The organism is Nocardioides panacihumi (assembly GCF_039530925.1).
GTDB classification, from domain to species: Bacteria; Actinomycetota; Actinomycetes; order Propionibacteriales; family Nocardioidaceae; genus Nocardioides; species Nocardioides panacihumi.
Window position 1 is genome coordinate 1,397,352 of sequence record NZ_BAAAPB010000001.1, and the last position, 18,516, is coordinate 1,415,867.

Sequence of the window (18,516 nt, forward strand, 5' to 3'; positions counted from 1 at the left end):
GCGGGTCAGCGGCCGGCGCGGTACCAGTCGGCGATGAGGGAGATCTCCTGGTCGGCGCGCTCGAGGCGACCGGCCTGGAGCGGGTACACGTGCTGCTGCCCGTGACCCACGGAGAAGGTGACGTCGACGCCGGCGCGCTCGGCCAGCTCGACGAGCCGCTCGGAGTCCTCGAACAGGGACTCCGTGTCGGCGGCGCACACGTAGAGGCGCGGGAAGCCGTCGTACGTCGCGTAGAGGGGGTTCACCAGCGGGTCGGTCGGGCTGGCGCCACCGGAGAGGTAGCGGTCGATGTTGCCCTGCAGCCCCTCGCGGGTGATGAGGAAGTCGGTGTCGTTGTTGGTCTCGATCGTCTTGCCGGTGTTCTCCATGTTCAACCAGGGCGACATGGTGATGACGGCCCCGGGCAGCGGCTTGCCCTGCTCGCGCAGCGTGAGCACCATCGAGATGGCCAGGTTGCCGCCGGCGCTGTCGCCGACGAAGGTGACGTCGCCCGGAGCGATCCCGCGCTGCAGCGCGTCGTCGTAGACCGCGAGCCCGTCCTCGACCTGCGCCGGGTACGGCGCCTCCGGGGCCAGCCGGAAGTCGACGACGAAGACGGGCGTACCGCAGGCGGCGGCGAGGTGGCCGCCGAGCTTGCGGTGGCTTGCCGAGGAGCCGAGGGCGAACCCGCCGCCGTGCATGAGGACCATCAGCCGGTCCTGCTCACCGTCGACCGGCGTGGCCAGGATGCCCGGTATGCCGCCGCGGGTGGTCGACGCGTAGGTGACGCCCTCGGGCTCGGCGGTAGCGCGGTGCCAGTCCTCGAAGACCCATCGCATCAGCTGGACGGACATCTGCGGATGGGCCTCGAACTCGACGGTCCAGTCTGCGTACATCTGGCCGAGCGGGTCGGTCGGGCGGGGCTGGGACATGCGTCCTCCTCGTTCGCGATCGGTGGGCCCGGCGGTGCGTGAGCAAGGCGCCGGGGCGGCCCGGAAGGGGCGGCGAGACCCAGACGACCACGCAGGAATGGGGAGAGGAGGGGGGTGTAGCAATTTGAGTCAGTGCCGTCTCACTGTGACTCGCATCACCGCCCGTGTGTGGTCACAGACTCGTGGCAACGCCGCCGGAACCGCGTCCTCCGCGGTGGCCGTGACCGCCTCACGACGGTTGTCCAGGTGCCCCACCGGGGCCGGCGACACAGCCCACGAACAGGAGACAACTCTGATGCGAAACAACAAGCGAGCACTCGGCGCAGCCGCCGTGGCCCTCGCCTCCGCGCTCAGCATGACGGCGTGCGGAGGCGGCGGCCTGTCCTCCGACAAGACCGCTGCCGACGCCGGCGCGGACGGCAGCGGCGCGGCGAAGTGGTCGAAGGTCACCACCGGGACGACCGGCACCCAGGACCAGATCCAGGACATCTCGAAGTTCTGCGGCGACAAGCCGATCAAGGTCGGGCTCGCCGACGGCTTCGGCGGCAACTCCTGGCGCAAGATCACCCGCGCCCTGCTGGAGGCCGAGGCCAAGAAGTGCCCCAACGTCACCAAGGTCATCTACACGGACGCCCAGGGCGACACCCAGCGCGCGATCTCTGACATCAACTCGATGGTCTCCCAGGGCGTGAACGTGATCGTCACGTTCGTCGACGGTGGCGAGGCGCTCCTGCCCACGATCCAGAAGGCGACCGCGGCCGGGGTGGCCGTGGTGCCGTTTGTCGGCTCGCCCGGCGGCACGCCCGGCAAGGACTACGTCGACTTCGTCTCCGAGGACGTCAAGACCTACGGCAAGAACCTGGCCGAGTGGACCATCGACAAGATGGGCGGCAAGGGCAACCTCGTCATGCTCGGCGGCATCGCCGGCAACTCCTACTCCCAGACCGTCTTCGAAGGCGTGACCGAGGCGGCCAAGGCCCACCCCGGCGTCAAGCTGCTCGACCCCGAGGGCCCGGTCTCGACCGACTGGGAGCCCGGCAAGACCCAGCAGGTCGTCGCCGGCCTGATCACCCGCTACGGGAACATCAACGGCGTCGTCGCCGACTACGGCGGCGGCTCGGTCGGCGGCATCCGCGCCTTCCTCGCCGCCAACAAGCCGCTGCCGGTGTGGTCGGCCAACGACTCCAACGAGTTCGCCTGCCTGTGGGGTCAGTACCACGCCTCCCAGCCGAGCTACGAGGTTGCGACGGAGTCCTCGCGCAACTGGGTGGTCATCGCGGCCCTGCACAAGGGCCTGGCCGCCTACAACGGCCTGGCCAACAACGAGCCCTCGACCTACAACCTGCAGATCATCGAGGACTCCACCGACCCGAACAAGCAGCCCAAGTGCGACAAGTCGCTGCCGCCGGACGCCATCCTCTCCTCCGGCCTGACGGTCGACCAGCTCAAGGGCCTGTTCCGATGAGCGCCGCGGTCACCCACGGCGCGGGCCGGCTGGCGGGCAAGGTCGCCATCGTCACCGGCGCCTCGCGCGGCATCGGCGCCGCCATTGTCAGCGCCTTCGCGGCCGCCGGCGCCACGGTCGTGGCGACCAGCCGGGCCGCCAACAGCGAGTCCCTGCCCGACGGCGTGGAGTTCCGCGAGCTCGACGTCGCCAGCGAGAACGCGTGGCGCGAGGTCGTGGCCGGGGCGGTGGAGCGGCACGGCAAGGTCGACGTCCTCGTGAACAACGCCGGCATCATCGCCTATGACACCCTCCACGAGCTCACCATGAAGGAGTGGGAGACCGTCATCGCGGTCAACCAGACCGGCACGTGGCTCGGCATGCGCGAGGTCGTCCCGCACATGATCGCCCAGGGCGGCGGATCGATCATCAACATCTCCTCGATCTGGGGCAACGCCGCCGTCGCCGGCGCGCACGCCTACCACGCCACCAAGGGCGCGGTCCGCAACATGTCCAAGAGTGCCGCGATCACCTACGCCAAGGAGCGCGTCCGGGTGAACTCGCTGCACCCAGGCTTCATCTGGACGCCGCTGACCGAAGCGCAGGCCCCCGAGGTCAACGACTTCGTCGTCTCGCAGACCCCGCTGGGACGCCCCGGCAGGCCCGAGGAGATCGCGGCCGGTGCCGTCTTCCTCGCCTCCGACGAGTCCAGCTTCATGACGGGCTCAGAGCTCGTCATCGACGGCGGCTACCTCGCCCAGTAGTCCACCCACCTCATTGAAGGAGATCGTCGTGTCCCACCTCGACGAGCAGGACCTGGTCGCGACGCCCGTCGCCGCGGCCGACCCCTCCCCGCCTCCCGGCGACCGCGGCGACGGCACCGTCCTCGAGCTCACCGGCATCGGGAAGTCGTTCCCGGGCGTGCGGGCGCTGCACGACGTCAGCTTCCGCGTCCGGGCGGGGGAGGTGCACGCCCTCGTCGGCGAGAACGGCGCCGGCAAGTCGACGCTGATGGCCGTCGCGTCCGGGGCGTTGGCCCCGGACGAGGGCGAGGTGCGGATCGGCGGCGAGCCCCTCGCCGTCGCCTCCCCGCACCTCGCCCGGGACCTCGGGCTGGGCATCGTGCGCCAGGACCCCGCCCTGCTGCCGCACCTGACGGTGGCGGAGAACATGGCGGTCGGGGTGGGCTACCGGCGGGTCGGCGGGCTGCGGCGCGCCGGCCGCTGGGCGGCCGCCCAGCTCGAGCCCTGGGGCATGCGGATCGACCCTCGGGACCGGGTCGAGGACCTGTCCATGGAGCAGCGGTTCGTCGTCGAGATCGTCAAGGCGCTGGCCCTCCAGCCACGCGTCCTGGTCCTCGACGAGCCCACCGAGCACCTCAACCTCGACGAGGTCCAGCGGCTGTTCGGGCGGGTCCGCGAGCTCGCCGAGCACGGCACGGGGATCGTCTACATCTCCCACCGGATCCCGGAGGTGAAGCAGATCGCCGACCGGATCACGGTGCTGCGCGACGGGCAGGTCCGCGGCACGTTCGACGCCGACGACGTCGACGAGCAGCAGATCGTGGAGCGGGTCATCGGGCGCTCGCTGGACGCGGTCTTCCCCGACCGGCCGACGCTTCCCGAGCACGCCGCCGAGCAGCTGGTCGTCTCCGGCCTCAGCTCGGGGGAGTTCTCCGACGTCTCGCTGACGGTCCGCGCCGGCGAGATCGTCGGGCTCGCCGGCGTACAGGGCAACGGGCAGGCCGCGCTCCTGCAGGCGATCGCGGGCATCCGTCCCGCCACGGGCGAGGTGACGGTCTCCGGTCGCCGCGTGGGGTCGGGCAGCGCCCGCGCCAGCGGCGCCGGGATCGTCTACGTGCCGGCCGACCGGCACGGTCAGGGCGTGTTCCTGCCGCTGCCCGTGAGCGAGAACATCGTCTCCCGGGTGCTCGACGAGGTGTCCACGGGCGGTCTCGTCTCCGAGCACCGCACCGAGGCCGTCGCCCGGGAGCAGATCGGCCGGCTGGGCATCAAGACGCCCTCGCCCCGTACCCCGATCTCCTCGCTCTCCGGCGGCAACCAGCAGAAGGCCGTGATGGCCCGGACGCTGCTCGCGCAGCCGCGCGTGCTGCTCGCCGAGGAGCCCACCCAGGGCGTGGACGCCGGAGCGCGCGTGGACATCTACGCCATCCTGCGCCGCGCCGCTGACGATGGCGCCGCGGTCGTCGTGCTCTCCTCCGACGGCGTCGAGCTCGAGGGCCTGTGCGACCGCGTGCTCATCATGTCGCGGGGCTCGATCGTGCAGGAGCTGCGCGGCGAGGAGGTGACCGAGGAGGCGATCGCCCGCGCGGCGCTCACCTCGACCACGGTGCGGGCCCGGGCCGAGCGCCGGGACCGCGGCAGGAGCAGCGGCGGCTTGTCCCGTTGGCTCACCGGCGACCACTCGCCCTCGGCCGTGCTCGCCCTGCTGTTCGTGGCCCTCGGCGTCGTCGTCAGCCTGCACAGCTCGACCTACCTGAGCCAGTTCAACCTCAACAGCCTGCTGTTCATGACGGCACCGCTGCTCTTCGTCGGGCTCGCGCAGCAGGTCGTCGTCCTCGGTGCCGGCTTCGACCTCTCCGTCGGTCCGTTGATGGGGTTCCTGGTGGTCATCGCGTCGTTCTGGATCGTGGAGGGCGGCAACCTGTATGCCGGCATGCTCCTCATGGTGCTCGCCGCGCTCGGGGTGGGGGCGGTCAACGCGTTGCTCGTCACGTGGTGGCGGGTGAACCCGGTCGTGGCCACGCTCGCCACCTACATGGCACTGCAGGGCCTCTACCTGAGCCTGCGCTCCACGCCCGGCGGCGTCATCTTCCCCGCCATCGCCACGAAGCTGCAGTCGACAGTCGGGTTCGTCCCCGTGGTCACGATCGTCGCGGTCGTCGTCGGGCTCGGTCTCGAGGTGGCGCTGCGGCGGACCCGCTGGGGCGTCAGCCTGCGCGCGGTCGGATCGCGGCAGGACGCCGCCGAGCGGCTCGGCATCCGGGTCCGGCTCGTCCGGGCCGGCTCCTACGTGCTCTGCTCCCTGCTGGTCCTGCCGGCCGGCTTCATCATGATGAGCCAGATCGGCATCGGCGACGGCCGTCCGAGCCTGTCCTACACGCTGAGCTCGGTGACGGTGGTGGTCCTGGCCGGCGCGAGCATCTTCGGTGGTCGAGGCTCCTTCCTCGGCGTCATCGCCGCCGCGTTCCTGGTCCAGCAGGTCGTCAACGTCTCCCCGTTCCTGGGCCTCTCGCAGGCCTGGTCCTACTGGCTGCCGGGGTTGATCACCCTCGGTGCGGCCATCCTCTACGCCCGGCTACGGCAGGGTCGATCGCCGCTGAGGAGCGCGTCATGACCACCCCCACCCTCCGCTCCGCACCCCGAACGCCTGAGCGTGCCGACAGCGGATCTCCCGCCGCCGAGTGGTGGCGCCGTCAGCTCTCGGGCGGAGGCGCGACGATCCTGCTCGCCACGCTGGTGCTCTTCGCGCTGAGCCCGGTGCTGGCACCGGGCAGCCTCGGCTCGGCACCGCTGCTGAGCATGCTGCCGTTCGCCTCCGTCCTGGCGCTGGTCGCAGCAGGCCAGACCCTCGTCGTGCAACAGCGCGGGCTCGACCTCTCGGTGCCGGGCATGATCGCGCTGGCCGCGGCGGTGGTGACGGTGATGCCGCAGAACCACGGCTGGCCGCTCTGGCTCGCCGTCATCTGCGCCGTCGCGGCGCCCGGCGTGGTCGGCCTCGTCAACGGGTTGATCGTGGCGGTCGGCGGCGTGATGCCGCTGGTCGTCACGCTCGGCATGAACGCGGTGCTGCTCGGCACCGTCTTCAAGCTCGCGAACGGTACGCCGGCCGGCGCACCGACGGCACTCAACCGGTTCGCCCTCGATCGGTCACTGGGCATCCCGAACACGCTGATCATCGCGGTCGTGGTGGTCGGGGTGGCCGGGCTGGTCACCCGCCGCTCGATCGCCGGCCACCGGCTCACCTACACCGGGCTGTCCGCGCCGGCGGCCGCGGTCAACGGCGTTCGGGTGACCCTGTACCAGGTGCTCGCCTACGGCTTCGCCGGCCTGGCGTACGGCGGCGGGGGCGTGCTGCTCGCCGGCTACACCAAGACGCCGCCGCTGTTCCTCGGCGACAGCTACCTGCTGCCGTCGGTCGCCGCGGTCGTGCTCGGCGGCACGGCGCTCACCGGCGGCCTCGCCAGCCTCGTCTCCAGCGGGATCGCGGCGCTCTTCCTCACCCAGCTCGGGCAGCTGCTCCGCTCGCTGGGCTGGCAGGACTCCCAGCAGCTCATCGCCCAGGCCGTGGTGCTCGTCGCCGTGGTCCTGCTGCGGGAGGCGGTCCCCGTCCTCGCCCACCGGGTGCGCCGATGGCGGGAGAGCCCGGTCCGGTCGGTCCCGGCCTGAGGGACGAAGAGGGGCCCGCTCCATCGGGAGCGGGCCCCTCGTCGTATTCGGGCCGAGCGGAGCGCGTCTACGCGGTCAGGCGGTAGGCCTTCATCTTCCGGTAGATCGTGGCCCGGGACAGGCCGAGGATCTCCGCCGCGCGCGACCGGTTGCCGTCGGCCTCCTTGAGCGCGCGGCGGATCGCCTCCAGCTCGGCCCGCTCGATCATGGTCAGCTGGCGTGCCCCCTGCAGCTGGGCCGGCAGGTCGGGCGGCAGCACCGGCCCCCGCTTGCCGACCAGCGTGAGGTCCTCGATGATCCCGCGCAGCTCCTTGAGGTTGCGACGCCAGTCGTGGCCTTCGAGGATGGCGAGCGTCTCGGCGCGCAGCTCCAGGCCGGCGCCGGGGCAGATCTGGTCGGTGAAGAAGCGCCACAGCGCCCCGACGTCGCCCGACCGCTCCCGGAGCGAGGGCACCCACACCTGGGGCAGGTTGAGACGGCCGGCGACCTCGGCGGCCTCCTCCGTCGTCGACGCGGAGACGGTGAACATCACCGGTGCGCTGCCGCCGTGCGTCTCGACCAGCGAGGACAGCCCGTCCAGCGTCGAGGCGTCCAGCGTCTCCAGGCCGCGCACGATCACCGGGGAGGCGGCGTCGAGCCGGTCCGCAAGTCGCTGCAGCCACTTGCGGCTGCCCGAGAGGTGGCGCTCGGCCGCGTCGACGGTGAGCGCCTTGGCCGGTGCGCTGTTGGGCTTGAAGGGGAGGCCGAGCGCGACGGACGCTTTGCCGGTGCCGGGCTCGCCGGCGATCACGAGCGGCTTGCGGGACTCGCGGTGGCGCGCCACTGTCTGCAGCACAGCCAGCCAGTCCGGCGCGCGTCCGACCAGCTGGGCTCGGGTCGGCCCGAGCGCTGCCGCGGGCGCGGAGCGCTCGCGCTGCAGCGAGACGATGGCGCCGGCGCCGTCGTCCAGGGTGGTGACCCGCAGCTCCGAGGTGCCGTGGGAGAGCTCGAGGAAGTAGCGGCCGTCGCGGCGTACGCCGCCGCAGAACTCGGCCAGCGATGACACGTCGGCGCTGGTCAGCCGGGCCGCCTTCTGGCTCTGCATGACCAGGCCCTGGGGTCCGAAGCCGACGACCGGCCCGGGCTCGGTCCGCGCCGCGGACAGGAATGCAGCGAGCATCATCCGCGCCTCCGGCTGCTGGGCGTCGAGGACGTGCCGCTCGAGCTGGCCTGCGATCGACTTCACCAGCGGCCGAACGAGCGCGACGCTGTCGGTGATGCCGCAAGAGAGGGTGAGGACCGCGACCAGCTTGCCGGTCATCGGGTGGACGATCGGCGTCCCGGTGCACACCGCGTTGCGATACAGGTCGGCGTAGTGCTCCGTGCCGACGATCTGCACGCTGCGGCCGGTGGCGGCGACCGTGCCCACGCCGTTGGTGCCGACGAGGTCCTCGGCGAGCACGGCGCCCCGGTTGGTGCCTACGCTGTCGAGGTGCCGCGCGGCGGTGCCGTCGGTCGCCCAGCGCTGCAGGATCCGTCCCTGCGCGTCGGCGAGCAGCATGCCCAGCCCGGTGCCGTCGAGCTCGTCGGCGAACCGGGTCAGCGGCGCCTGGAACATGTCGAGCACGTGGGCGTCGAGCACGTCCTCGGCGACGTAGGGCACGTCGTGCACGTTCGTCGGCAGGCCGACCGCCGCGCGCGAGCGCTCCCAGGACCTGATCAGGTCGCTCGACACGGCGCCGAGCCCTTCGGAGGTGCCGACCTCGCCGGCAGCCAGCCAGCGCTCCTTGCTTCGCTCTGACCCGAGGCCATCCCGGTCGGAAGACACCATCGCCACTTCTCCAACTCTGAGCTCGTGGGCCCGAGCGCGCCCGCCGCGGCGTCCCAGGGGGATGTGTATCACGTGACGGGCGTCTCATGCCAGAGTCTCGTAATACGGGATTCGGCTATCAGGTGGCGCTGGCGTGTGCTGGCTCCGCGTCGAGCCGGCGCTCGTACTCCTCGACCGCGAGTCGTCCGGCGATGGCGATGTGGTGCTCGCAGCGCCGCCGAGCGTCCTCGGGGTCGCGGGTGACCGCGGCCGCCGTGACGATCTCGCGCAGCTCCTCGAAGGAGAGGTGCACGCGCTCGTCGTCCACGAGGGCGTAGCGGCGGAACAGCGCAATGCGCGCGTGCACAGTGCTGAGGTCCGCGGCGAGGACGTCGTTGCCGGTGCCGGCCAGGAGGAGCTCGTAGAACCGCTCCTTGGCCTGCTCCCGGGTCTTGACCGTCCCGCGCACGTAGCTGACCTCCATGTCCGCCAGGTGAGCGAGGAGCGCGTCGGCCTGCTCGGGCGTGGCATCCCGCGCGAACAGCTCGCCGGCGAGTCCCTCGAGTGCCCGGCGAACGTCGTAGACCGCCTTGATGTCCGCGGCGCTGAGCACCGTGACGATGGGCCCGCGGTGGGCGAGCACCGTGACCAGGCGCTCCGTCTCGAGCTGGCGCAGCGCCTCGCGCACGACGGTCCGCGAGACGCCGTAAGACTCGCACATCCGGGTCTCCAGCAGGCGCTCGCCGGGCGCGTAGACGCCGTCGAGGATGTCCTCGCGCAGCAGTCGGGCGACCTGGTGCCGCAACGGCGCCGGATGACGTGTGACGCGACCGGTCGGCATGGGTCCTCCGCGGGCTGGGGCCCCCTTAGCGGGAGCCAGGTGTCTCAATTCGAATCAGGCCCGTGCTCCGGGCCGTCGACCGTCTTAGCGTAATACGCGAATCGCCCTTCGGCGCAACAACGGCGCCGCCCCCGATGAAGGAAGTACGCCGATGACCACTCTCACCGCTCCTCCCGGAACCGCCAGCGTCCGTGACCGAGACGTCCCCGTCGGACTCTTCATCGACGGAGCCTGGCGGCAGGCGGCGCGCACCTTCGCCGTCCTCAACCCGGCGACCGGTGCGGTCGTGGCCGAGGTGGCCGACGGCACCCCAGCGGAGGCCCGCGACGCCCTCGACGCAGCGGTCGGTGCCCAGAAGGGGTGGCGGGACGTGCTGCCCCGCGACCGCGCGGACCTCTTCCACCGCGCCCACCGGCTGCTGCTGGAGCGCCGGCAGCACATCGTGGAGATGATGACGCTCGAGAGCGGGAAGCCGCTGGCCGAGTCCGACGGCGAGTTCCAGCTCTCCGCCGACTTCTTCCTCTGGTACGCCGAGCAGATCGCGCACCTGCACGGTAGCTACGCGCACGGCTCGCGCGGCGCCTACCGCGTGGTCACTACGCACCAGCCGGTCGGCCCCTGCCTGCTGATCACCCCCTGGAACTTCCCCCTGCTGATGATCGCCCGCAAGGCCGGCGCCGCGCTGGCGGCCGGCTGCACCGTCGTGGTGAAGTCCGCGCAGGAGACCCCGCTGACCTGCGCGCTGTTCGTGGAGGTGCTGGCCGACGCCGGGTTCCCCACCGGTGTCGTGAACCTGGTCCACACGACCGGCTCTTCCGCGTTGTCGGCGGAGCTGATGGCCGACCCCCGGCTGCGCAAGGTCAGCTTCACCGGCTCCACCGGCGTCGGCAGCACCCTGCTCACGCAAGCCGCTGCCCACATCACCAATGCCTCGATGGAGCTGGGAGGCGACGGCCCCTTCGTCGTGCTGGAGGACGCCGACCTCGACCTCGCCGCCGAGCAGGCGATCGTCTGCAAGTTCCGCAACGCCGGCCAGGCCTGCGTTGCCGCGAACCGAATCATCGTGCAGGAGAGCATCGCCGAGGCGTTCACCGAGCGGTTCGTCGCGCTGACCGAGGCCCTGCGCGTGGGGGATGGCTTCGACCCCGGCACCGAGATCGGGCCGATCATCTCGGCGAAGCAGCGCGACCGGGTCGTCGACCTGGTGGCTGGCTTCGCCGACGCCGACGCCGAGCTTCTTACGGGCGGTCGCGCGTTGCCGGGCGAGGGCTACTTCTTCGAGCCCACCGTCTTCAAGGTGCACGACCGGGACAACGATCTGTGCCGGCAGGAGCTGTTCGCCCCGGTGGCCACGATCTATACCGTCGGCAGCACGGCCGAGGCGGTCGAGGTGGCGAACGACACCAGCTACGGCCTGGCCGCATACGTCTTCACCAAGGACCTCTCCCGCGCTCTGGCCGTGGCGGAGCAGCTCGACTTCGGCATGGTCGGCGTCAACCGCGGCATCATGGCCGACCCGGCCGCGCCCTTCGGCGGCATCAAGGCGTCGGGGCTGGGCCGTGAGGGCGGACACGGGGCGATCTATGAGTTCCTCGAGCCGAAGTATCTGGCCATCACCGTCGACGAGGACGTGCTCGCATGAGCGCCGCCTCGACGTCGGTGGCGCGGGTCGGGATCACCCGCCAGCCCAAGATCGTCCTCTTCGGACCCGGGCAGCGCCGCCAGCTGCCCCACCTCGTGCGCGACATCGCCCGGCACCTGCTGGTGATCACCGACGAGCGGATGGCCACGACCCCGGAGTTCCAGGAGGTCGTCGCCGCGGTCGAGCAGGCCGGCGTACGCACCTCCGTCTTCGCCGAGGCCAGGCCCGACCTGCCCCGCGAGGACATCCTGGCCGTCGTCGAGCGGTTCGGTGACGTCGGCGTGGACGCCGTCCTGGGCATCGGCGGCGGCAGCTGCATGGACCTGGCCAAGGTCGTCTCCGTGGTGCTCACCAACGGCGGCGACGTCCGCGACTACTACGGCGAGTTCCTGGTGCCCGGCCCCGGGCTGCCGGTCTTCACCGTGCCCACCACGGCCGGGACCGGAGCGGAGGTCACCTGCGTCTCGGTCGTCTACGACGCGGAGCGGGGGATGAAGGTGGGCGTCGCCGACCCGCACCTCGAGGCGCATGCCGCCGTCATCGACCCCGAGCTGACCCTCACCTGCCCACCCGGCCTGACCGCCGCGACCGCCGCGGACGCGATGACCCACCTGGTCGAGACGTTCACCGACCGCGTCAAGGAGCGGACCCCGGAGGACCTGGCCAGCAAGCTGTATGTCGGCAAGAACCCCCTGACCGACACCTTCTGCCGCAGCGGGCTCGCTCTCCTCAGCACCTCGCTCGAGGCGGTCGTGGCGCAGCCTGGCGATCTCGAGGCGCGCTCCGCCACCATGCTTGCGGCCTACAACGCCGGCATGGCGATCAACACCGCCGGCACCGCCGCGGCGCACGCCATCCAGTCGCCGATCGGCGCGCTGACCCACACCGCCCACGGGTTCGGCGTCGGGGCGTTGTTGCCCTACGTGATGCGTTTCAACCTACCCACCCGGACGCCGGAGTTCGCCGAGATCGGCCGCATCCTGGGCGTCGCGGACGGCACCGGGTCCGAGCTCGACGCTGCGAAGGCGGGCATCGAGCGGGTCGAGCAGCTGCTCGACACCGTGGGCTGCCCGCTGGACCTGAAGTCGCTCGGGCTCACCCCGGACCAGTTCGACTTCGTGGCCTCGCAGGCGATGCTCGCCACCCGGCTGACCGACAACAACCCCCGCGAGCTGACGCACGCGGCGGTCGTGTCGATCCTCGAGCACGGGTATGCGAACGACCGGTCGTGGTGGACCGAGTGAGCGACCCGTCGCCGTCCCCGGGGCTGCCGAGCGAGGACGAGTCGGCTCGCGTGGTGATCGCGGGCGGCGGCTCCATCGGGGTCGGGTTCGCCGCCCGCTTCGCCGGCGCCGGCTGGCGTGTGCGCCTGTGGGACCCGGTCGCCGACGCGCGGATCCGGGCACGCGAGGAGCTCCGAGAGCGGCTGGAGCTCCTCGCCGAGCACGGCCTGATCGACGCGCCGGCCGCTGACGTCTGGAGCCGGGTGGAGGTCTCCGACGTCCTCGAGGAGGCCTGCGTGGGGGGCGTACTGCTCCAGGAGTGCGCCCCCGAGCGTCTCGACCTCAAGCGCGACCTGTTCCAGCGGGCGGCGGCGGCGCTGCCCGCGGACGCGGTGCTGGCCAGTGCGAGCTCGGCCATCCCGCCCAGCACGCTCGCCTCCGACCTGTCGGACGACATCGCCGCCCGCCTGCTGGTAGCGCACCCTGCGAACCCGCCGCACCTGCTGCCCGTCATCGAGCTGGTGCCGTCCCCGCGCACGAACGCCGAGGTGCTCGATCGGGCCCGCTCGCTCTACGCGGCGGCCGGGATGCGACCGGTTGTCGTCCGCCACGAGCCGGAGGGCTTCGTGTTCAACCGCCTCCAGGGCGCCGTGCTCCGCGAGGCCTACTGCCTGGTGCGCGACGGCGTGGCCACCGTGGAGGAGGTCGACGAGGTGGTGCGCAGCGGCCTCGGACGCCGGTGGAGCCTCCTCGGGCCGTTCGAGACCGTCGACTTGAACACCCGGGGCGGGGTCGCCTCGCACGCCGAGAAGATGGGGCCGGCGTACGAGCGGATGGGCGCCGAGCGCGGCCAGCACGATCCCTGGACGCCCGAGCTGGTCGCGACCGTGGCCGATCAGCGCAGGTCCCTCCTGCCACTGAAGGAGTGGGAGGAACGGGTGCGCTGGCGGGACGCGCAGCTGCTGGCGCTCACCCCGCATTGGGAGCGCGCACGCAGCGACGGCCGCGCGGGCTCCTGACCGCCGACTCTGGACCCTAGAGGCCGTCGCGGGGGAGGCGATTACCGTCGTCTATGTCGACCGCTACGCCGAGGACGAAGATACCGAGCTCGGCTAGCCCACGTACTACGAGCTCCGGCCTGCTCGCCAACTGCTCCGGGACAGCCTCCCCAGGCATCGACCCGCACGAGTCGACGTAGGCACGAGTCGACGTAGGCTAGATTCAGAGAACTGGGTGGCGCCGACGTCGCTCGCCGGGCTCCTGGAAGCCTTGTTTACCGACCGGGGTCCACGGAGCGAGACGGCCTTCGAGATTCGAAGGGTGAGACGGCCGTCTCATGTCCAACCCGTGTCCGAGCGCACGTGTGTTCGCTTGATCGCCCAGGCCGCAAGATCCCTTTACCCAGACTGTAAACCTGGGCCGCGCAGCGCGTTGCGCTGCTCTGATTCGCGGTCCGGTTGATTATGAGCGGTCAGCCAGTTCGCTCGACGCGACGCCGAGCACGGTGTGCGACCCAGGCTTGGCGTCAGCTCCTCCGGCCGAAACGCCGCCGCGGGGGGAGCCCAACCGCGGCCACGCATGCGGCCCGGTGACCGCGGACCGCGTTTGTGGTACGGATCACCTATGAGTCACACGGTGACCGGCGGGACCACCGACAGGGTCGCCCCCGTGGTCCTTGTCGTGGACGACGACGCGGCCGTGCGAACCGTCGTCCGCTGGCAGTTGGACGACGCCGGTTTCCGGGTGGTGGAGGCTGATGACGGACGCGCGGCACTGCGCCGGATCCGGGACGACCGTCCGAGCCTCGTGGTTCTCGACCTGTCGCTGCCTGGGGTCGGCGGCCTGGACGTGCTTCGGTCCGTGCGCGACGGGCGCACCGGCGGGTCGGACCTCCCGATCATCGTGCTGTCCGGGCGCAGTGGTGAGACCGACAGGATCGTCGGGCTCGACCTCGGAGCCGACGACTATCTGGTCAAGCCGTTCTCGCCGGGCGAGCTCGCCGCGCGCGTGCGGTCGGTGCTGCGGCGCAGCGCCCCCGAGCCGTCGGACGAGGCCGTCGTGATCGGCTCCCTCCGGATCGAGCCGGCCAGCCGGCGGGTGCTCCTGTCCGGCGAAGACGTCGAGCTGACGCCCAAGGAGTTCGACCTGCTGCTCTTCCTGGCGGCGCATCCGCGCCACGCCTTCTCGCGCGCCCAGCTGCTCGAACGGGTGTGGAACTCCTCCTCGGACTGGCTCGGCGAAGCGACGGTCACCGAGCACGTGCACCGGCTCAGGCTCAAGCTGGAGCACGACCCGGCGCGTCCACGGTTGCTTCGGACGGTGCGCGGCGTCGGCTACCAGCTGGCGGACGACCCATGAGCGCGGCCGAGCCGTCCGAGCTGCAGGAGCGGCTCGGACCCGAGGACGCCCGGACGGTCCTGGACCGGCAGACCGAGGTGCTCGAGCTGATCGCCGGCGCCGCGCCGCTGCGCGACGTGCTGGCGCAGATCCTCACCTCGCTCGAGCAGCTGATGCCGGGCGCCCGCTGCTCGGTCCTGCTCCTGGACCGCGAGCACCGCACCCTGCACCACAGCGCCGCACCGAGCCTGCCCGCACCGTACGTCGCCTCGATCGACGGCATGTCGATCGGCGACACAGCCGGCTCGTGCGGTGCGGCGGCGGCCCTCAACACGGCGATCGTGGCCTCCGACGTGCGCATCGACCCCCGCTGGGACGAGTTTCGCGACCTCGCGGGAGCCGCCGGGCTGCGCAGCTGCTGGTCCACACCGATCGACGGGCATGACGGGCTGCCGGTGGGAACCTTCGCGGTCTACCACTCGCGGCCGTACCGCCCGAGCCGGCGCGACCAGCTCCTGGTCGACCGGTTCACGCACCTGGCCTCGGTGGCCATCGCCCACGCGGGTCTCCTCGGTGACCTGGTGGAGAGCGAGGAGCGCTTCCGCAGGTCCTTCGACGACAACCCGATGGGGATGGCGATCCTCGGTCTCGACCGCACCATCGTCACCAGCAACACGGCGGTCAGCGCGCTGACCGGCCACCCGGACCTGACCGGCCGCGCGCTCGAGGACATCCTGACCCCGGCCGGCTGCTCGCCCTGGTCGGGGCTCGACGAGCTCGAGCTCGATGGAGCCGCCCCGATCACCTTCGAGGCCGTGCTGCACGACGACGGGCACCCTGACGGAGGGTGTGACATCGCGGTCGAGGTCACCGTCTCACTGCTGCGAGACCGGGACGGGAGACCGGCACAGTACGTCGTCAACCTGTTCGACCTGACCGAACGCCGCGCGTCCGAGCAGGAGCGGCGTGCGCGGCTGGAGGCCGAGACCGCGCGTAGGACCGCCGAAGAGCTGTCCCACGCCAGGTCGGAGCTGTTGGCGGCGGTGGGTCACGAGGCCCGCACCCCGATCCAGAGCATCGTCGGGTTCGCCGAGCTGCTGAGCACCATCGACCTCGACGAGGCCCGACGGCGCGAGGCGCTCGACCACATCGGTGCGGCTGCGGGGCACGTCATGGACCTGCTCACCGACGTGCTCGACCTCAGCCGCGTCGATGCCGGTGCCCTCCCGCTCGCGCTGGAGCCGGTGTGCGTCCGCGACGTGGTGCTCGAGGTGTTCGGACTGCTCTCGTCGAAGGCCGAGCAACGGCAGTTCGCGCTGTCGCACACCCTCACGGACGAGGTCGTCCGTGCCGATCGGAGGCGGTTCCGCCAAGTGCTGCTCAACCTCGTCGGCAACTCGATCCGGCACGGCCGGGTCGGCGGGCAGGTGGAGGTCCGCGCCGACGCGGGCATGGCCGGGGCGGACCTGGTCGTCACGGTCGGCGACGACGGGCCAGGCATCCCCGACGACCTGCTCCCCAGGATCTTCACCTCCTTCGTCCGGGCCGTGCCGACGAGTCGAGAGGGCCAGCCGGACGGACTTCCCGCGTCCGCCGAGGAGGAGAGCGTCGGCTTGGGCCTCGGCCTCGCTCACGGACTGATGGCCGCCATGGGCGGCAGCCTGTCCGTCGGGCGCAACGGGACCACCGGCACCTCCATGGTGCTTCGGATCCCTCGTGCCCCCGACGTCGTGACGGGTCTCCCCGCCAGCCCCTCCCCGACCTTCGCGGAGGAGCCGGGCGTCAGGACTCGGCGGCGGACCAGCCGGTGACGCCGACGATGCGGCAGACGAGCACTCGGTGGAACGGCTTGTCGGCGTACTGCGGGACGGTGCGCGCCAACCGCTCGGTCAGGTCGTCGACCAGGGCCGGCGGCGGATCCGGGACATGGCGGAGCTCCGCACGCACCCACCAGAGCTGCGACCAGTCCGTGTCGTCCCACCACTCGACGAGCAGGGAGGCGCGTGGGTCGGCGGCCAGGTTCCTCTCGCGTTGCAGCCGGGACGACGTCTTGGGCTTGACGCGGTCGATCGGCACCCCGACGTGTCCGTCGTCGCTCACCGCGAACACGACCGGCTGCGGGTCGGGGCCGCGGTCCGGGTGGAGGGTGCACAGCACGCCATGCGTACCGGCGACCAGGCGGGCGCGGGCCTCGTCCTCGTCCAGTCGCATCCCCCCATGCTAGGAGCGCTGCCCGGGTTCCTCACGGGTTCCTCAACGGGTCCGCCACCGCCTTGACCGGTCGAGCGTGACTGGGAAGGTTGACCCCATGAACGTCGCGTCGTGGGTCGAGCGCCACGGACGCCGGCTGCGGGACCGGCCGGCGCTGGCCGAGGGCGACCGGCTTCACGCCACGTGGGCCGACTTCGCCGCCCGGGTCGCCGCCGTGGCCGGGGCGTTCCGCGACGACCTCGGGCTCCGGCCCGGGGACCGGGTCGCCGTCGTGATGCGCAACCGGCCGGAGTACCTGGAGGCGACGTACGCCGCCTGGCACGCCGGCCTCGTCGCCGTACCGGTCAACGCGCGGCTGCACCGTGAGGAGATCGCCTACATCCTCGAGCACAGCGGGACCAAGGTGGTCGTCACCGACGAGGAGCACGCCCAGGACGTCGAGCCTCTGAGGGAGGCGGTCGAGTCCGTGCGCACGATCATCCTGGCGCCCGGGCCGCAATGGGACAGGCTGACCGCGGCCACTCCGGCGCGGCTGGTCGACGTCGCGGCCGACGACCCGGCGTGGCTCTTCTACACTAGCGGCACGACCGGCCAGCCCAAGGGCGCGACCCTCACGCACCGCAACCTGCTGATGGCGTCCCTGAGCTACTTCGCCGACATCGATCCGGTGCAGCAGAACCACAGCGTGCTGTACGCCGCGCCGCTCTCGCACGGCGCCGGGCTCTACGGGCTCCCGCACGTGGCCCGCGGGGCGGTCGGCGTGACGCCGACGTCAGGTGCGCTCGACGGTGCCGAGCTCGCCGCGCTCACCGAGCGGTGGCCGGGGATGTCGTTCTTCGCAGCGCCCGTCATGGTCAAGCGACTCGCCACCGACCCCGCCCTCGCCGGCGCGGACCTGCCGGGGCTGAGAACGATCATCTACGGCGGAGCTCCGATGTACCTCTCCGACCTCGAGCTCGCTCTGGACGTCTTCGGACCGCGCCTGGCCCAGATCTACGGGCAGGGCGAGACGCCGATGACCATCACCGGCCTGTCGAAGGCCGACCACGCGGACAGGAGCCACCCCCGCTGGCGGGCCCGCATGGAGAGCGTCGGGTTCCCGCGCACCGACGTCCAGGTGCGGGTCGTCGACGACGACGACGTCGAGCTGCCGGCGGGCGAGGCGGGCGAGGTGGTGGTCCGAGGCGACGTGGTGATGGCCGGCTACTGGAACCAGCCGGAGGCGACCGCGCAGGCACTGCGCGGCGGCTGGCTTCACACCGGGGACATCGGCAGCTTCGACGAGGACGGCTTCCTGACCCTGCGCGACCGGTCCAAGGACCTGATCATCAGCGGCGGGATGAACATCTACCCCCGCGAGGTGGAGGAGGCACTGCTGCACCATCCCCAGGTCGATGCCGTCGCCGTCGTCGGCCGACCGGATCCGGAATGGGGCGAGTCGGTGGTGGCCTTCGTCGTAGCCGGTGACGGCGCTCGGCCGACGACCGACGAGCTGGACCGGGCCTGCACGGACCGCATCGCCCGCTACAAGCGCCCGAAGGAGTACCACTTCGTCGACGCCCTCCCCACCAACAACTACGGAAAGGTCCTCAAGCGGGAGCTGCGCGAGCGGCTGCGGGCTGAGGACGGCCCCTCGATGCGTTGAGCAAACCATGATCTCCGCACCCTTGCGGGCCGCTCGTCCCAGGTAGTTGGTTGTTGAACAGCGT

At 71.6% G+C, this 18,516-nt stretch carries 14 protein-coding genes; 10 read left to right on the plus strand and 4 right to left on the minus strand.

All coding sequences use genetic code 11. From position 1 onward, the window contains the following. Positions 1–5: 5 nt before the first annotated feature. Positions 6–911, minus strand: a complete 906-nt coding sequence (locus ABD205_RS06595; protein ID WP_344043635.1) for an alpha/beta hydrolase — start codon at positions 909–911, stop codon at positions 6–8. A 295-nt stretch (positions 912–1,206) separates the two neighbouring features. Here ABD205_RS06595 and ABD205_RS06600 point away from each other — a divergent pair, with 295 nt between their 5' ends. From ABD205_RS06600 to ABD205_RS06615, 4 genes are read left to right on the plus strand one after another with little or no spacing between them, the layout of a single operon-like run. Then, positions 1,207–2,376, plus strand: coding sequence for a substrate-binding domain-containing protein (locus tag ABD205_RS06600; RefSeq protein ID WP_344043637.1), 1,170 nt, complete (start codon positions 1,207–1,209; stop codon positions 2,374–2,376). After that, positions 2,373–3,119 (plus strand): SDR family NAD(P)-dependent oxidoreductase, encoded by a 747-nt coding sequence (locus tag ABD205_RS06605; RefSeq protein ID WP_344043639.1) that lies wholly within the window; start codon positions 2,373–2,375, stop codon positions 3,117–3,119. The genes ABD205_RS06600 and ABD205_RS06605 overlap by 4 nt, the downstream gene beginning before the upstream one ends. Positions 3,120–3,147: 28 nt before the next feature. Beyond that, positions 3,148–5,712: an ATP-binding cassette domain-containing protein gene (locus ABD205_RS06610; protein WP_344043641.1), complete on the plus strand. Its 2,565-nt coding sequence runs from the start codon at positions 3,148–3,150 to the stop codon at positions 5,710–5,712. After that, a complete protein-coding gene (locus tag ABD205_RS06615) occupies positions 5,709–6,764 on the plus strand; it encodes an ABC transporter permease (RefSeq protein ID WP_344043643.1) in 1,056 nt (351 codons plus the stop codon). The genes ABD205_RS06610 and ABD205_RS06615 overlap by 4 nt, the downstream gene beginning before the upstream one ends. 67 nt (positions 6,765–6,831) lie before the next feature. Here the strand turns inward: ABD205_RS06615 and ABD205_RS06620 are convergent, their stop codons facing one another. Then, entirely contained in the window at positions 6,832–8,574 is a 1,743-nt protein-coding gene (locus tag ABD205_RS06620; RefSeq protein WP_344043645.1) for a sigma-54-dependent Fis family transcriptional regulator, read from the minus strand. 118 nt (positions 8,575–8,692) lie between these two features. Continuing rightward, positions 8,693–9,394, minus strand: a complete 702-nt coding sequence (locus tag ABD205_RS06625; RefSeq protein WP_344043647.1) for a GntR family transcriptional regulator — start codon at positions 9,392–9,394, stop codon at positions 8,693–8,695. 151 nt (positions 9,395–9,545) lie between these two features. On the opposite strand from ABD205_RS06625, the gene ABD205_RS06630 reads away from it, so the two are divergent. From ABD205_RS06630 to ABD205_RS06650, 5 genes are all read left to right on the plus strand, one after another. Continuing rightward, positions 9,546–11,036, plus strand: a complete 1,491-nt coding sequence (locus ABD205_RS06630; protein ID WP_344043649.1) for an NAD-dependent succinate-semialdehyde dehydrogenase — start codon at positions 9,546–9,548, stop codon at positions 11,034–11,036. Beyond that, positions 11,033–12,280: an iron-containing alcohol dehydrogenase gene (locus ABD205_RS06635; protein ID WP_344043651.1), complete on the plus strand. Its 1,248-nt coding sequence runs from the start codon at positions 11,033–11,035 to the stop codon at positions 12,278–12,280. The genes ABD205_RS06630 and ABD205_RS06635 overlap by 4 nt, the downstream gene beginning before the upstream one ends. Further along, positions 12,277–13,278 carry a 3-hydroxyacyl-CoA dehydrogenase gene (locus ABD205_RS06640; RefSeq protein WP_344043653.1) on the plus strand — a complete coding sequence of 334 codons (1,002 nt, stop codon included), beginning with the start codon at positions 12,277–12,279 and terminating at the stop codon, positions 13,276–13,278. The genes ABD205_RS06635 and ABD205_RS06640 overlap by 4 nt, the downstream gene beginning before the upstream one ends. A 604-nt stretch (positions 13,279–13,882) precedes the next feature. Then, on the plus strand, positions 13,883–14,617 hold the full coding sequence (locus tag ABD205_RS06645; RefSeq protein ID WP_344043655.1) for a response regulator: 735 nt from the start codon (positions 13,883–13,885) through the stop codon (positions 14,615–14,617). After that, a complete protein-coding gene (locus tag ABD205_RS06650) occupies positions 14,614–16,407 on the plus strand; it encodes a sensor histidine kinase (RefSeq protein ID WP_344043657.1) in 1,794 nt (597 codons plus the stop codon). Before ABD205_RS06645 ends, ABD205_RS06650 begins: the two co-directional genes overlap by 4 nt. Here the strand turns inward: ABD205_RS06650 and ABD205_RS06655 are convergent. Then, positions 16,379–16,807, minus strand: a complete 429-nt coding sequence (locus ABD205_RS06655) for a pyridoxamine 5'-phosphate oxidase family protein (protein ID WP_344043659.1) — start codon at positions 16,805–16,807, stop codon at positions 16,379–16,381. The genes ABD205_RS06650 and ABD205_RS06655 overlap by 29 nt on opposite strands. Positions 16,808–16,904: 97 nt before the next feature. Here ABD205_RS06655 and ABD205_RS06660 point away from each other — a divergent pair, with 97 nt between their 5' ends. Further along, positions 16,905–18,452 (plus strand): AMP-binding protein, encoded by a 1,548-nt coding sequence (locus ABD205_RS06660; RefSeq protein ID WP_344043661.1) that lies wholly within the window; start codon positions 16,905–16,907, stop codon positions 18,450–18,452. The last annotated feature ends 64 nt before the right edge of the window (positions 18,453–18,516 follow it).

What these genes read in the sequence shown, in the direction of transcription:
- ABD205_RS06595 (WP_344043635.1), bottom strand. Translation starts at nt 911, where the DNA reads ATGTCCCAGCCCCGCCCGACCGACCCGCTCGGCCAGATGTACGCAGAC.
- ABD205_RS06600 (WP_344043637.1), top strand. Translation starts at nt 1,207, where the DNA reads ATGCGAAACAACAAGCGAGCACTCGGCGCAGCCGCCGTGGCCCTCGCC.
- ABD205_RS06605 (WP_344043639.1), top strand. Translation starts at nt 2,373, where the DNA reads ATGAGCGCCGCGGTCACCCACGGCGCGGGCCGGCTGGCGGGCAAGGTC.
- ABD205_RS06615 (WP_344043643.1), top strand. Translation starts at nt 5,709, where the DNA reads ATGACCACCCCCACCCTCCGCTCCGCACCCCGAACGCCTGAGCGTGCC.
- ABD205_RS06620 (WP_344043645.1), bottom strand. Translation starts at nt 8,574, where the DNA reads ATGGTGTCTTCCGACCGGGATGGCCTCGGGTCAGAGCGAAGCAAGGAG.
- ABD205_RS06625 (WP_344043647.1), bottom strand. Translation starts at nt 9,394, where the DNA reads ATGCCGACCGGTCGCGTCACACGTCATCCGGCGCCGTTGCGGCACCAG.
- ABD205_RS06630 (WP_344043649.1), top strand. Translation starts at nt 9,546, where the DNA reads ATGACCACTCTCACCGCTCCTCCCGGAACCGCCAGCGTCCGTGACCGA.
- ABD205_RS06635 (WP_344043651.1), top strand. Translation starts at nt 11,033, where the DNA reads ATGAGCGCCGCCTCGACGTCGGTGGCGCGGGTCGGGATCACCCGCCAG.
- ABD205_RS06645 (WP_344043655.1), top strand. Translation starts at nt 13,883, where the DNA reads ATGAGTCACACGGTGACCGGCGGGACCACCGACAGGGTCGCCCCCGTG.
- ABD205_RS06650 (WP_344043657.1), top strand. Translation starts at nt 14,614, where the DNA reads ATGAGCGCGGCCGAGCCGTCCGAGCTGCAGGAGCGGCTCGGACCCGAG.
- ABD205_RS06655 (WP_344043659.1), bottom strand. Translation starts at nt 16,807, where the DNA reads ATGCGACTGGACGAGGACGAGGCCCGCGCCCGCCTGGTCGCCGGTACG.
- ABD205_RS06660 (WP_344043661.1), top strand. Translation starts at nt 16,905, where the DNA reads ATGAACGTCGCGTCGTGGGTCGAGCGCCACGGACGCCGGCTGCGGGAC.